At 53.6% G+C, this 14,294-nt stretch carries 14 protein-coding genes; 9 read left to right on the top strand and 5 right to left on the bottom strand.

All coding sequences use genetic code 11. The features are described 5' to 3' along the window. Nucleotides 1-125 precede the first annotated feature (125 nt). Nucleotides 126-1,385, top strand: coding sequence for a cytochrome P450 (locus AB8B76_RS00745; RefSeq protein WP_405268820.1), 1,260 nt, complete (start codon nt 126-128; stop codon nt 1,383-1,385). 6 nt (nt 1,386-1,391) lie between these two features. Beyond that, nucleotides 1,392-2,669 (top strand): alkyl sulfatase dimerization domain-containing protein, encoded by a 1,278-nt coding sequence (locus AB8B76_RS00740; protein WP_405268817.1) that lies wholly within the window; start codon nt 1,392-1,394, stop codon nt 2,667-2,669. Between the two features lie 36 nt (nt 2,670-2,705). On the opposite strand, the gene AB8B76_RS00735 is transcribed toward AB8B76_RS00740, so the two are convergent. Next, nucleotides 2,706-3,083 (bottom strand): MAPEG family protein, encoded by a 378-nt coding sequence (locus AB8B76_RS00735; protein WP_405268814.1) that lies wholly within the window; start codon nt 3,081-3,083, stop codon nt 2,706-2,708. A 204-nt stretch (nt 3,084-3,287) separates the two neighbouring features. On the opposite strand from AB8B76_RS00735, the gene AB8B76_RS00730 reads away from it, so the two are divergent. Both AB8B76_RS00730 and AB8B76_RS00725 read left to right on the top strand, forming a co-directional pair. Next, nucleotides 3,288-3,536 carry a hypothetical protein gene (locus AB8B76_RS00730; RefSeq protein ID WP_405268813.1) on the top strand — a complete coding sequence of 83 codons (249 nt, stop codon included), beginning with the start codon at nt 3,288-3,290 and terminating at the stop codon, nt 3,534-3,536. 5 nt (nt 3,537-3,541) lie between these two features. Beyond that, nucleotides 3,542-4,846, top strand: a complete 1,305-nt coding sequence (locus tag AB8B76_RS00725) for an alpha/beta hydrolase (RefSeq protein WP_405268811.1) — start codon at nt 3,542-3,544, stop codon at nt 4,844-4,846. Between the two features lie 16 nt (nt 4,847-4,862). Here AB8B76_RS00725 and AB8B76_RS00720 read toward each other — a convergent pair whose 3' ends face one another. Both AB8B76_RS00720 and AB8B76_RS00715 read right to left on the bottom strand, forming a co-directional pair. Further along, nucleotides 4,863-5,744: a hypothetical protein gene (locus AB8B76_RS00720; RefSeq protein ID WP_405268808.1), complete on the bottom strand. Its 882-nt coding sequence runs from the start codon at nt 5,742-5,744 to the stop codon at nt 4,863-4,865. A 145-nt stretch (nt 5,745-5,889) separates the two neighbouring features. Next, nucleotides 5,890-8,172 (bottom strand): tetratricopeptide repeat protein, encoded by a 2,283-nt coding sequence (locus AB8B76_RS00715; RefSeq protein ID WP_405268805.1) that lies wholly within the window; start codon nt 8,170-8,172, stop codon nt 5,890-5,892. A gap of 191 nt (nt 8,173-8,363) precedes the next feature. Between AB8B76_RS00715 and AB8B76_RS00710 the strand changes: the two genes are divergently transcribed. After that, nucleotides 8,364-8,672 carry a 4a-hydroxytetrahydrobiopterin dehydratase gene (locus AB8B76_RS00710; RefSeq protein WP_405268803.1) on the top strand — a complete coding sequence of 103 codons (309 nt, stop codon included), beginning with the start codon at nt 8,364-8,366 and terminating at the stop codon, nt 8,670-8,672. A 37-nt stretch (nt 8,673-8,709) separates the two neighbouring features. Here AB8B76_RS00710 and AB8B76_RS00705 read toward each other — a convergent pair whose 3' ends face one another. Next, nucleotides 8,710-9,423: a YebC/PmpR family DNA-binding transcriptional regulator gene (locus AB8B76_RS00705; RefSeq protein WP_405268800.1), complete on the bottom strand. Its 714-nt coding sequence runs from the start codon at nt 9,421-9,423 to the stop codon at nt 8,710-8,712. Between the two features lie 120 nt (nt 9,424-9,543). After that, nucleotides 9,544-10,131, bottom strand: a complete 588-nt coding sequence (locus AB8B76_RS00700) for a hypothetical protein (protein WP_405268797.1) — start codon at nt 10,129-10,131, stop codon at nt 9,544-9,546. A gap of 375 nt (nt 10,132-10,506) precedes the next feature. Between AB8B76_RS00700 and AB8B76_RS00695 the strand changes: the two genes are divergently transcribed. Genes AB8B76_RS00695 through AB8B76_RS00680 form a run of 4 tightly spaced genes read left to right on the top strand, consistent with a single transcriptional unit; the run spans nt 10,507 to nt 14,228 of the window. Continuing rightward, nucleotides 10,507-11,277 carry a DUF3348 family protein gene (locus tag AB8B76_RS00695; RefSeq protein WP_405268794.1) on the top strand — a complete coding sequence of 257 codons (771 nt, stop codon included), beginning with the start codon at nt 10,507-10,509 and terminating at the stop codon, nt 11,275-11,277. Then, nucleotides 11,274-13,250, top strand: coding sequence for a hypothetical protein (locus AB8B76_RS00690; protein WP_405268791.1), 1,977 nt, complete (start codon nt 11,274-11,276; stop codon nt 13,248-13,250). Before AB8B76_RS00695 ends, AB8B76_RS00690 begins: the two co-directional genes overlap by 4 nt. Beyond that, nucleotides 13,247-13,897: an OmpA family protein gene (locus AB8B76_RS00685; RefSeq protein WP_405268788.1), complete on the top strand. Its 651-nt coding sequence runs from the start codon at nt 13,247-13,249 to the stop codon at nt 13,895-13,897. The genes AB8B76_RS00690 and AB8B76_RS00685 overlap by 4 nt, the downstream gene beginning before the upstream one ends. Further along, the gene (locus tag AB8B76_RS00680; protein ID WP_405268785.1) at nt 13,890-14,228 is read left to right on the top strand and encodes a DUF2894 domain-containing protein; all 339 of its coding nucleotides are present in this window, start codon (nt 13,890-13,892) and stop codon (nt 14,226-14,228) included. The genes AB8B76_RS00685 and AB8B76_RS00680 overlap by 8 nt, the downstream gene beginning before the upstream one ends. Nucleotides 14,229-14,294 lie beyond the last annotated feature (66 nt).

Genomic DNA, 14,294 nt, shown 5'->3' with positions numbered 1-14,294 from the left:
CTAAATATAGCTCGAATCTGTATGAGAGTGGGTTCAGCTAGCGTCGCTTTAAAACCCTTGCTTTCTGTGCTCGGAGAGCTTTAATGGGGAGACGTACAAATAACAAATAAAAGCGAGGACACAGCATGGCTGAAGCAGTTTTAGCAAACGTTGCTAGCGACGTACCCGATCCGAGTTCCATTCCCCTTGATACCCTGGATGTTGCCCAGGCCGAAATCTTTCAGGCCAATGCCCACGGTGAATACTTCCGTCGTCTTCGTCGAGAAGCGCCGGTGCACTTTTGTCCCGACAGTCAGTTCGGACCGTACTGGTCGATCACGAAGTACAACGACATTATGGCGGTGGACACAGATCACACGCGATTTTCTTCAGAGCGCGACATTGTTATCGGCGATCAGCCCCAGGGCTTTGCTCCGCCAATGTTTATCGCTATGGATAATCCCAAGCATGACGCACAGCGAAAGACGGTACAGCCAGCGGTTGCCCCTCAGCGACTCAACGAGCTTCAGGACCTTATTCGTCAACGCGTGGTAACTATTTTAGACAGTCTGCCCGTGGGCGAAGAGTTTGATTGGGTTGAGCGAGTATCAAAAGAACTTACGACGCAAATGCTTGCCACTCTCTTTGATTTTCCTTTCGAGGATCGACACCTCCTGCCCTACTGGTCGGATGTAACGACCACCTCAGAGACCGTCGGCGTTGAGGTGGATATGAACGAGCGCCAGCGAGTGTTAGGCGAATGTCTTGAGTATTTCAGTCGCTTGTGGCGGGAGCGCGCGGCGCAGCCCATGAAGTTCGATTTCATATCGCTGCTTGCCCATGGCGAGGATACAAAGGACATGATCGATAAGCCCGAAGAGTTCCTCGGGAATCTCATGTTGCTGATCGTAGGCGGTAATGACACCACACGTAACTCGATATCGGCGGGCGTGGTTGAACTCAACCGGAATCCTGATCAGTACGCAAAGCTAACGGCAAATCCGGATTTGGTGACGAACATGGTGTCGGAGATTATTCGTTACCAGACGCCCTTGGGCCACATGAGACGAACTGCCCTGGAGGATATCGAATTTCGTGGCCAACAGATTAAAAAAGGTGATCGGGTGGTGATGTGGTACGTCTCTGGAAACCGGGATGAAGACGTGATCGAACGGCCCGATGAGTTCCTCATTGATCGAAAGAATGCGCGCCAACATCTGTCCTTTGGATTTGGTGTTCACCGCTGTATGGGTAATCGCGTGGGCGAGATGCAGCTGCGTATTCTCTGGGAGGAGATACTCCAGCGGTTTGAACGGGTAGAGATGGTCGGTGAACCCGAACGCGTATTGTCTAACTTCGTTATGGGGTACTCGAAGCTTCCCGTAGTACTGCATGCTAAGGCGTAAACGCCCATGACTGATTTGCTGGAGATTTCATCCGGGGTTATTGATGGCCGAGTCGACCTTGAACAGTCGGGGCCGCTAAATCGCATTAATCACCAGTTATCCGAGCTTTCTGAGAGTACGGCGGTAGTTGAGGCTTTTTCTCATTGCATTGTCTTTAAGACCGATGAGGGATTGGTAGCTTTTGATACGTCCAACGAGCAGGGCGGTAAGCGCTGTGTCGATGCAATCCGACATTGGACTGACGACCCATTTCATTCGGTGGTGTTCACCCACGGGCATATCGATCATGTGGGTGGTTGCGGGGCCTTTTGTAGCGAGGCGCAGAGGCCAAGCATCGTAGCTCACGAAAATGTGCTCCAGCGCTTTGAGCGGTATCGGCTGACTAATGGCTACAACCATGTCATCAATGAACGGCAGTTTGGCCAGTTTAAGAGGCGTGGCTACGATCTTGCCGGTGATGCTCAATTTCTACCCACGACAACACCGAATCCCGATCAAACCTACGATCATGCCCATACAATTACCGCCGGAGACACTCGCTTCGAATTGCGCCACGCCAAGGGAGAGACCGACGATCACACCTGGGCCTGGGTGCCGTCGCAGCGTGCCATTTGTGCTGGTGACTTCTTCATCTGGGCTTTCCCCAATGCGGGTAACCCGCAAAAAGCCCAGCGGTATCCTCGAGAGTGGGCAAAAGCACTACGCGATATGTCGGCTATGGAAGCAGAGCTTTTTCTCCCTGCCCATGGCCTGCCGATCTGCGGTAAGGAGCGTATTGCGACAGTGCTTGATGACGTGGCCAGTGCATTAGAGTTTTTGGTGGATGAGACCCTCTCTCTAATGAATGAGGGCGCCAGGCTCAGCGACGTTATTCACAGTATCAAGATACCCGGTACGCTCACTGACAAACCCTGGCTTGCTCCCACCTATGATGAGCCGGAGTTTGTAATACGTAATCTCTGGAGACTCTATGGTGGTTGGTACGACGGCAATCCTGCGAACCTAAAGCCGGCTGCAGATAGTCGTTTGGCGCAGGAGCTTGCAGCTCTTGCCGGTGGCGCAAGCAAACTCGCCGCGCGTGCACTGGAGCTCACAGATGGCGATATCCGGAGTGCTTGCCATCTCGTCGAAATGGCGAGTCTTGCAGACCCCGAGAATGCTGACATTCATGCGGTGCGCGCGGAGGTGTACCAGCGGCGGCGAGCGGGGGAGACTTCACTGATGGCCAAGGGTATTTTTGGGTCGGCAGCTAATGAGTCAAAGGCGAAGTCGGACGCTACCTAGCCTATTAGAAAGACCGCCTGTTTTGTCTCTTGCAACTTAGACGATGACCGCGCCCACCCCAGCAGCAATTAGTAGGCCCAGCGTCGGAAAAAGACTGAGAGCAAAACCGAGCCCTCTTGTAGATGGGTCCTTCGTATATGCCACGGAGTAAAGTGCTCTACCAAGCAGGTAAAAAGCACCGACAGCCGCAATGATTGAACTGGGCCAATAGACAGCTGCGAGTAGCAGGGCAGGCAGAAAGCACACCAGGAGCTCCAGTGTGTTCATTTGTATGCGAAAAGCTCGATCGAACATTTCATGGCCGGATGTAGCTGGAGCAGCGACGTCATAGAGTCCACGAGCGCGTCCAACCATAATGCCGAAGTAGATAAACTGAATAACGGCAAGCACCGCAACGATGTGTACGTAGTTCATGGATTTCCTTTTCTCAAGAATGGGGCAATTTGTGTTTTGCTTTGTTTTGCCAATGGTGCAACGTACACCGATATTTCGCTACTGTTTTTGGCTTGGTTTCAAAAATCACGACTTGGTTTGAGGGTCTATAATAGCGACGGGCTTGTTATCTCGAATCGGCGCTCACTCTTTGGGCGTTAGGTAATGGGGAGCGGTGCAGCGCACATGAACCAAAGCAAAGAAAAAGATGCTGAAATCGGCAAAGACTTCTTCCTCCAGCTCCATCGGATCACCGAGAGGCTGGCAAAGCGTCATGAGATATCGATCGATCGTTCAGTGGACTACTTGCTGGCGGGTTCTTTGTTTACGGCGGCTCATGTTTACGGGCTGAGCATTGACGATACCGTCGAAGTGGTCCAGGAGATTGCTGAATCAGTACAGCAAGATGATTTGCCGTCGGACACGAGGCACTGATTATTATGACATTTCGCGGAGTAGCAGCTCTGTTGATTGCGATGGCGCTTGTCGGCTGTGCAGGCCCCAAGATCGAACCCTTGATGCCGACGCCGGTTTTGTATTCTGAGTTGGACCTGAGTCCTCTGGACAACATCTCGGAGGATCAGCGGTGGAAGCCGCGTAAGGTCTATTATGCGACTACCAGGCAGCGCGACGCCGACCTCCAGCGTATTAACTACGGAAACGACGAGAGTGATGTGATTTCTGCAGGGATGTCGCTTATCGGTTTTGGCGGTGACAGCCTTACTTGGTCTGATCTAAGAGACTACTCGCGCAGCGCCGAACGTCCCTCCGTTGTTGAACTCTCTGTTGCGGGGCTGCTGGAGGCGGGTAGATTTCGACCGTCTATGGAGGGGCCTGTATCCGAAAATGCGGCGGAAGGTTTGGCCTGGTTAATGTCGGATATGAATCGGTCTATCGCGTCGGCGCGAGACAAAGACCTACTCATCTATGTCCACGGTGCGAAGGTGAATTTCTACAATGCGAATGCCTTCGCCGCGCAGCTGGACCATTTCATGGGTAGGGACATGACGTCTATTGCCTTTTCATGGCCCACTCGCCAAAACATACTCTCTTACGGTATTGGCGATGATGTAGACCGAGCTTATCGGGCGGCGCCTTCACTTGCATCACTCATTGAGGTTCTTGCCAGGCAATCGGATGCGCGCCGTATCAATATTGTTTGCTGGAGTGCCGGCGGCCGCGTGGTGACTAGTGCCCTGGAAGAACTGTATACCCGGAATCAAGACAGTGGTCAGGACCCCCGGGAGCAGTTTCGCCTGGGTACGGTTTACTTTGCGGCCGCAGATGTGCCTACCTCCGACTTCGTTGAAGCTCTTCCAGAAATCAATAGCCTGGTTGATCGGGTCGTAGTCACGCTCTCCTCTAAGGATGGTGCGTTAGATATGGGGTCAACCTTTATGGGAGGCGGCGCTCGCATCGGTCAAAAGAGTCAGGATTTGACGGAAGAGGCGTTAAACACCTTGATCGCCGCGGACCGACTCGAGGTGATTGATGTATCCCGAGACTGGGAAGGGCGCGGCTTCGATATTACGGGTCATCGCTATTGGATCAATCATCCATGGGCGAGCAGCGACCTAGTACTCGCGGTAAGAAGCGATCTACGGGCGAAGGAACGCGGCTTAGAGCCGACGGAGTTCGATGTTTTGTGGGCGATACCAGCGGACTATCCCGAGCGCTTAAAATCACTACTAACTCGAGAGGGAATGAGGCTTCGGGAGGTGGATAGTTCAGACGAAGCTAACTAGCAGCCGATCTGCCAGCTTAATTTTCTTGTAGGTCCTTTGTTTTTAGCTGACTAATAATGTCGGCGCTGACCCAGTAGATATCTATGTTGTTGTTCTCTGGATCGACACCTCTATTGAACAATAGGTACTTTCCGTCAGAGGTCACGGTGGCATAGGCGTCCCACTTGTCTGAGTTCACCCCTTTACCCATGTTTATTGCTGGACCCCAGGATTCGTCTGGCTGACGGAAGCTGATGTAAAGATCGGAGTCTCCGAAACCGCCTTCCCGTTCGCTATCCCAGATTAAATAGCTTTCGTCCGGTGCTATAAAGGGGTGGGCGGTCCATTCCCCTGTATTGACCACTGGGCCCATCGCCACTGGCTCCGGGCGCTCTCCGCCGACAAGCGGGGAGATTCGTATCAGGTCTTCGCTTTTATAGTCATCAAAAACATAGGTGCCTTTTGCGGAAGCTGATAGCCGCATGATTCCCCAATCCTCTCGCTGGAAAATGGGGTCGAGCTCCTTGCGCTCCGACCAGCCGTTGCCTACACGATCTCTGTAGCCTTCAGCCATATGCATGCGCTGGCCATCGGGTGAGAATGTGACTTCCCCGTCGCGCTGAAACTCAGTGTATTTTTTCCAGATATCGCCTTCCTGACGAAAGCCCACCACGGTAGGCACCTTGTATTCGCCGCCATTGGTTGTGAAGTAAAACTCACGCATACCGGGAGCGAAGACACCTTCTACTTCCCAGCCGTCAGTAGAAACGATATCTGGCGCAAACACCTCGGCACGGTTACCTGGGACTGCCTGGCCCATGTAAGGGCCTTGGAGTTCGGGAAACTCTCGAGCGTGGCTGATAGCTGTAACGGCCAGCACTGAAAAAAACAGCGCGGAGCGAGTCCAATAAGAATGCATGTGTATTTCCGTAGCTGCTAGAGCGAGATGGGGTGTAGGCGTTATCTTGCCACGAGCAAATTGATCCGCCATCGAATTCAGGCGAACTGAATACACTGCGGGGTAGGGTGAAAGGGTGAAGGGGGCGATGATGCGTGCGTTGGCGCTATTCTCCGTTCAGCAGAGCATTTAGCTCAGCACGCTGCGCTACCATATCCCCTTCAATGGTCTCTAAAACGGCGACGAACCGGGGATGTTGTCGAATGTCTTTCATTAAAGGGTCGTCTCGGACTCTGTGCTGCCACCCCGGGCCGGTAGGTGTTTTTCGATAACCCAACTTGACGGCCGTCTCCAGCGCAGCCAGCGCCTCGTTGTGCAGTCCGGCCCTTAACTGCTTGCCGGTTTCCGTTAAGTATTGATCGGCTCGGGGTGTGAAGCTGGCAAAATGCCCCTCTTCTAAGCCCTGCCAGGCTAAACGATCAACCAAAGCATCGGAGAGCTCGTGTCGCCCCGTTTGTTGGTAAATAAACTGCAGGACCCTGCCACCAAGAGCCACCTCGTTCAGTTTGAAAGCTCTGGCTTCTTTGAGGGTACTGACTACCGGCCAGCTCATAAAGTCAGTTAGCTCCGGAGAAAATTTTAGCAAGGCGGACTCGGCCTCGGCGTACTTCTCTTGGCGAAGCATATCCTTTATCAGCTGGTACTTTGAAAACGAGGGGCGGTCAGCGCTCTCTTTATTGACTTGAGTTCGGGCTACTTGCAGCGCAGAGTCATGTTGGCCTTTCAGCCACGGCAATAGGTAATCATAGAAGGGAGCATCCCTAAACTGGGTTGGGTGTTCCGCTTTTAAGCGCCTCACCCAGTGGCTGGTTGCGTCAATGTCGCCTAAGGCCATATAGAGACTCGCTATCATCTGTTTGATTTCTGCGTCTTCTGGGTCGAGCTGAGTGGCTCTGAGCGCAGCGATCATAGCTTCGACAAGATTGCCAGAAGACGTGTGGACCTTAGACTTCATGCTCCACGCGGGGGCATGCTCAGGTTTGTCTAGTACAAGCTGGTCGATAAGTGACTGTGCTTTGCCGGTGCGGCCACGCCACATATTAAAACGCGCGTAGGCGATTTGGCTTTCAAGATTGAGCGGGTCCAACTGGACAGCGCGACGGAGGTACTCGTCGGCCTCACGGACTCGCCCGAGCCATTCCAGCGCCCTGCCATACTGATACACCACGAAAGGGTCGTTCGGGGACAGGCTAATGGCTTTTGATCGCAGAGCGAGAGTCGTTTCAGCGTTCCACGGGTAAATCAGGCTTAGTACTGTATGCGGTCCACCTAGATTGGGTGCAAGCTCAGCAGCTTTGAGTGCCGCAGCCTCCGTGCTCGTAAAATTCGCATGCTGCGCTGTTAATGTCTTGGCACCCACATATTCGTTGAAATCACCCAGCAGCTGGAACAGCGTCCGTGCACGTTGATCCCAAGCCCTGGCATAACCGGGTTCTAAATCAATGGTCTGTTCGAAGTACGACTTTGCCTCGACCAGGGATTGGACTGTCCCATGGTTGTAAGCGAGTAATCCTTTCAAATAGAGGTCGTAGGCCTCAACGCCGATCACCTGACGTGATTTAGGCGTGTTTGCGTTTTCCACCCCTAGCGTGTCTTTTAGTGCAATAACTACTGCGAGTGATAGTTCATCCTGGATGGCAAAAATGTCATTCAGCTCTCGGTCATATGATTCCGACCATACCGGTTTGTCGGTCGAGCCTTGAATCAACTGCGCGGTTATCCTGATGCGATCGCCAGCTCTTCGTAAGCTGCCCTCCAGAACAAAGCCAACGCCCAGTTGAGCCGCAATCGAAGGGATATCGAGGTTTTTATCCCGAAAGGTGAACGATGACGATCTGGAGGTGACCAGCAATCCTCCCACTTGCGCTAGTTCATGCAGAATTTCCTCGGCTATGCCGTCGGACAGGTACTGCTGGTCGCGAGCCTGACTCATATCGACAAAGGGAAGTACAGCGATGGAGTTTGCACTGGAGAAGTTTTTGGAAGGATTGGTATCCGCAATCTCAGCTTTATTGGACGCAGCAGGCTGTGGTCCAGATATGAGTCCCGCACTGAACTTGTCTACAAGCAATAGAACAACCGCGATAGCGAGTGCTACGCTGATCCCTAGGTTCAGCTTCCGCCCTGTGTCCGGGGTAATGGATTGACCAGGGTCGACGTCTTTTTCGAGTTTCACGCCATCCGGAGTCATTTCAAACACCCAGGCGAATAGCAGGGCGAAGGGAAAACCAATTGCGATGGCTAGCATGAATACTTGCACAACCCAGTCGGGAGCGCTCACGTTGTCAAGAATCAGGTCTACGACTTGTAGTAAAGCCCATGCAGACACGGCGTAGGCAACGCCTACTCTGAAAACGTTCCGTCTCTTCAGCTCTTCATAAAAGCTCATTGGAGCCCTCAGCGAATTGTGCTCGGTTTTCGTACAGCTGTTCTCAAGCGCTTGGTGGGTTAATTCTTTGCCAACACCCGTTGAAACTATATGGTTTTATTGCTTTGTGCCAGTAAAGTGATGGAGCGATGGGTTTTTCGTGGGGCCGAGTACTCCGGTTAAGCTCAGGGTTTAGTAAAAAGGAGGACACTGTGGGTCACGAGTTATTGATTGGGACGCAACTCAAACAAAAGATCGATCAGTTGAATGCGGCATCCCCAGCTCCATGGACATTGAACGAAGACGGAAAGCTTGAAAAAGAATTCAAGTTTGACGACTTCAATGCCGCTTGGGGGTTCATGTCGCGAGTTGCGCTCTTCGCTGAGCGCACCGACCATCACCCCGAGTGGTTCAACGTTTATAACCGTGTCCGCGTGGAACTCACGACCCATGATGTGGGCGGGATTTCTGACAAAGACTTCGCCCTGGCGGTATTTATGAACCAGTGCGCTGAGGTCTGATCTTTACTCTTGACCGTTGCGCGCCGTGCGCCGCCTGCTAGGCAGCGTTGTGATAGATCTTTTGCACATCCTCCAGGTAATCAAGTAAGTCGATGAGAGTGTCCATGATCGCCTGATCTTCATCGCCAAGTGGTGTAGTTAACTGCGGCACAAACTGGATCTCGTCAACGTCAAACTCGGTTTCGCCATACTCATCAATGATGGCTTGCCTGGCTTTGAAGTACTCGGTGTGAGGCGTAAAGACGGTTACCTTGCCGTCCTCGCTCTCTATATCGCTGACATCCACGTCAGCCATCATCAGCGCCTCGAGTACGGCCTCTTCGTCGTCGTGAGAGAAGGCAAGAATGGCGCTGTGATCGAACAGATGGCTCACGCTGCCCGTGTTGCCTAATTTGCACTTAGCTTTGTTGAAACACTGACGCACATCGCCAAAAGTGCGGTTGGGATTGTCGGTGAGGCAGTCCACGATGACCATGGTGCCGTTGGGGCCAAAACCCTCATAGCGTGCCAGAGCAAAATCTTCGCCGCCGGTGCCTTTGGCTTTGTCGATGGCTTTATCGATGACGTGGGTGGGCACCTGATCTTTCTTGGCTCGGTCGATGATACTGCGCAAGGCTAGGTTGCCCGCAGGATCCAGTCCGCCAGATTTCGCCGAAACATAGATTTCCCGAGCATACTTGCTATATACCCGAGCTTTTTGGTCCGAGGTTTTGGCCATGGACTCTTTGCGGTTTTGGTAGGCTCTACCCATAATTTGTATTCATTCTTTTTGTTGACTGGCTGCGCAAGATAAAGCTTTCGGCATTTTGTATCCAGAGCAGGGTACTACTCCAGGCAGCTGCCGTATTGCTTCCGATTCCCGTTGAGCTTTTCACATCATGTCTGGCAGTGTTGAAAGCAGCTGGTTTATCGCAGCGTCCAGACGCTTTAATTTGGCCGCGTCGTTTAGATTGAGCTCATCGGCCGAATACACTTCGACAGCCGCTTTCCACAGTGGATTGCCATCTCCCACTTTTTCAGATGTGGTTAGGGCCAGTATGAGCATGTCTCGCTCATAGGCTCCGCCGCCTAGCATTGGATACATGCGAGCCAGCTCCAAGATCTGTTTTTGCTCATCCAACAGCTCGTCAGACATGTTGCCAACGAGAGCGGCGAGCAGGACGTATTGACTGTTTGCTGGCGCTGCAAACCTAAACCCCTCATCACTCAATCGTTGCTCAACGCGTGAGGTGATTTCTTCGGTGGCCAATGCTTCGATTTCCGCAGAAAGGTCACCGGCGATGACGAGGTCGTTCAGCCAGCTGACAGTATCTCCTTGTTGAGGCTTAAACCCGGGGAGTTGGACACTGATGACGGAAAACTCTGGAAGACGTTCTTCTGGCAGTGATTGAGATAAACAGCCCGTTAATAAACATGCGCTTAGGGTCACGGTCATTATTGTTTTCAAAAAGGTAATCAATCTTGCTCCTTTAACTCGAACCAGCGAGTGCTCTTCAGCTGTCAAGTATCACAGGTCGGGGCTAAAAAATCGCCGTATCTTTGTAAGCTTTTGATTGCAGGTACAAAAATCAGACATTCGGCTGGACTTGCTAGATTCGATCCAAGGGCCGATTAATGGCAGGAGCTATCAAAGGCTAAAGCGCGCACCGTAGCTCTTTAAAGTCAGCGCCAATATGCGCTACCCTGCGCGCCTTCTGAAGAAGGCGTTCACGAGCGCACGGACGCTGGTCGTGGTGTCGATTGCTCTGGACGGTCAGTATTCGCTGACTCTTACTCTCTAAACAGTTTGTACGCGGGCCAAGCGCCTCCGCTACATAAGGCGTTGTGTTCAAGCATGTCCAAGACAAAACTCTCATCTTTGGGGCAGGCGCCTTTGGTGCTTCGTCTGACCGATCTGGGTCTGGTGTCTTCACGGCCGCGTAAACGCGTGTTTGCTACCCGTTTGGCTGATCTTGTTGATATCTCTGACGCCATCACCTTGTCCGATTTTTTCGCTCAGCTCGACGGTGTCAGCGCTAGCCCCCAGCCTATTGAGCCCTCTGCCAGCGATTCAGTTTTTGCACAGCATAGGTCCGCAATGCGGGCGTCTATCGATGCCAGTTTTGTGACCGACGATCGTCAGCAGGTGATCGAGGGCAAAAAGACCTTTGAGCTCCCCACTGCGAGTAAGAACACCTTAAGCGCACCCGAGGCGACCGGTAGATACGAGCGTTTTTACAGCCTGCACCAAAGTGAGCTCGAGCGGCGCGTCGCGCAACTCAGAAAAGCACTAATCGAGCATTTGCAGCATAAAAGCGACGCGCTGGCGCAAGTCGCGGCGGTAGAGGTTGCTTTGGGGCCCATGCTTGTAAAGTACAGTCGCCATTGTTTTGCAAAGCTTCCCAAGCTGGTAGGGCAGCGCTTTGAGCATTTGCGCCAGCACCAGCACCAGCAAGATTGGCTTGCTGGCGAACCACAAAGCTGGCTTCAAGCTGGCGGATGGTTGGCGCAGTTCCACGACGAAGTGCAGCATCTGCTCCATGCAGAGCTAACACTCAGGCTTCAGCCCCTCGAGGGCATGTTGTCTTGTCTATCTTCTGAAGATCCCCTAGGGAAAAACGCATGACTCGAGTTCTATCCTACGCGGCCTTTATCACGGGCATGGCCCTGATTGTCCTGATGGCCCGATCAGTGGCAGCCGATGACAGCTTGACTCTTCTGGTCATGGTGCTGATCGTCACGGCGTACGGTATCGGTGGTGTAGAGCTATGGCGCTATCAGCGCCATACCGCGGGACTGCGGTCGGTCCTGGGTGGGCTGGATGCAGCGCGGGCATCGTCCACTGATATCCCGACGCTGGATGCATGGCTGTCCACCGTGCCCGAAGCATTACGCCACTCGGTGCATCAACGGATTGTGGGGCATTTTCTGGGACTTCCCGCGCCGATACTGACGCCCTACCTGGTAGGGCTCTTGGTAATGCTGGGCTTGATGGGCACCTTCGTCGGCATGGTAGCCACACTGGGGGGCGCGGCGCTTGCACTAGAGGGGGGCACTGAGCTGACGGCGATTAGGGAGGGTCTGGCTGCACCCATTGAGGGGCTGGGGATGGCCTTTGGCACGTCTGTCGCTGGTGTCGCGGCATCTGCCATGCTGGGTTTGATTGCAACGCTTAGTCAGCGTGAACGGCTCCAGGTGTCAAAAGTTCTGGACCACTGCAGGGACGAGTTTTTTCGGGACCATTCACTCAGCCATCAACGGACACAAACCTACAGTGCACTTCAGCAGCAGGCCAACGCTTTGCCTGATGCGGTGGCTAGTCTGGTGGCACTAACTCAGCAGTTAGGAGAAGTTGGAGAGCGACTGACCGCCCTGAGTGAACGCTCCGGTGAGCAGCTCGTAACGCAGCAACGCGAGTTTGAAACAGCGGTGCGTGCGGACTTTCAGGCGCTTACTACTGAGCTCGCCACCGAGGTAAAGGGTAGTCTGGCGAATACCAGCAAAGAGACTGCAGCGGCTTTACAGCCGTTTGTGGGGCAAATGCTAGAGCAGGCATCACAACAGCTCGCCAGTGAGGCTGCGGCGCGCAGGCAGGTAGACGAAGAACTTCACAAGACTCTGCGTGCTCACCTGACTGAGGAACTGGCTACGCGTCGGGTCGCCGAAGAGCAGCGCCATAGCGCGATGAGCGAACGCGCCGACAGTTTCGTCGCAGAAATGGGTGGCCAGCTAGAGGCCATTCAGTCCCTGGAGCGCCAGCGGCTTGATAGCAGTGCGCAGCAAATCGCTCAATTGCAAGAGTCCTTGGGCGAGAAGCTTCAGGCAATGAATGAGAGTGTTACTCAATCCGTTACAGCGATGGAATCCGCTGCTGGGCAGTCGATCAGCATCGGCAGCGACTTGATCAACATGCTTCAAGACAACGCCGAGCGATCTCTTGAGCGCGATAAGCAGCTTATGGAAGAGCGGTCGACCTTGCTGGAACAACAGCTGGTGCTCATAGCGAGTCTGAAGGAACGCGACGACGAGCAGCAGGGCGCGCTGAAGATGATGAGCACAGAATTCAAAGAACACATCGTGGAGCAAAGCAATGCGGCAGGGGATAAGCTTGACCAGCTTATGGCGCAGAGCGCGAAGCAATTGACGCAGGTCTCCGAAAGCCTCTCGCAGAAGATGGCAGCAACAGTGGATAGCAATGAGCAGCGTTGGCAGACGTTGTCGAACAAGCTCGGTATCGAAGTGGATCAGTTACTGGCGCGCAACGGTGAAGCCCTTGAACTTCTGGCCGGTAATCTGAGTGAGCAGCTGGGCGCGTCGGGGCAGCAAATTGCCAGCACCGCGTTGGAATTGTCAGCCTTGAGTGGCGGCTTTGCCGAATCTGTAGATGCGTTTAAAGACAGTAGCGAGGCGCTCAACACTTCGCTGACCACGACCGCTGAGGGCTTGATGGCTGCTGGTTCGCGCAGCGACGAGCAGATGGGGTATTACGTAGATCAAGCGCGTGAAATCATTGACCACAACCTGATTACTCAACAAGCCATACTCGAGCGCCTCGAATCGGTAACTGCTTTGCTGCACGTTGAGGCGGATCAGTCTTGAAAGAGTATCTGGATGATGGTCGCAGCGATGGCCCCCCCATTTGGGCGATTTTCGGTGACCTGATGACCGGCCTGGTTGGGGTGTTTGTCCTCATCCTGGTCTGGACCCTCGGCTTTCAATTGGAGCTGGCGAAAAATCTGGAGGAGGCCGAGGCGGAACGCGAGCAGGAGCTGGCTCGCCGGCAGGTACTCGAGCAAGCCCTGGCCGGGCCTTTGTCCACTGGTCGAATCACTATCAGTGATGGTCGTATCGGCATTAGCGGGAGTGTGCTGTTCGCCCTGAACTCTGACCGATTGCAAGATGAGGGCCGAGAACTGTTGGTCACCTTGGCTGAACCTCTCGATGTCTTCCTCGAGGAGAATGATCAGTTATTGATGATCAGCGGGTTTACCGATGACTTGCCAATTCAGTCGGGCAACCTGAGTTTTAGCGATAACTGGGAGCTTTCGGCCCAGCGGGCTTTGACGGTTACACGGGAGCTTATTGCAGCAGGGATGCCTGCCGATCGCGTATTCGCTGCGGCCTTTGGCGACCAGCAGCCCGTCGCACCCAACATTGATGAGCCCGGTCGGGCTTTGAACCGGAGGGTCGAAATGGCGCCGGTGCCGCGTATCGTTTCATCAGAAGAAGTTCCACCCAATGGCTGATTCAGTAGGGAGCAAGGTGTTAGGCGAAGGCCTCAAGCGGCCCAAGCGGGCGCGTGACCAGACATTGGAAGCATTGGGCGAATTGAGATCGTTACTGGGACAACGCACTGAGCTGAAGGTGCTCGATGTCGTTGGCCAGCGTGTCTGGAAACGCGATGTAGAGGCGCGTATAGAGCAGGCTATGGCCACACTGCCGGATTCGGCGGGCCCCCTTAACTCTCAAGGGTTAATTGTAAAGGCCTTGGTCGCACTGGATCAGCGGGCACCGGAATACTTGGAATATCTGGCCAGTTATCTCGACACCTTGCTGTGGCTTGAGGAGCAATCCTGACCAGATGCGCCGTCGATTAGACCAGGCATTATCAGTTTTTTGATCTGTTAGACTCAGTTCAAAAGC

This window comes from Congregibacter sp., from assembly GCF_045107095.1.
Lineage (GTDB): Bacteria > Pseudomonadota > Gammaproteobacteria > Pseudomonadales > Halieaceae > Congregibacter.
Note: the sequence above shows the minus strand (reverse complement) of the source record. Positions and strands in the feature narration are given on the sequence as shown.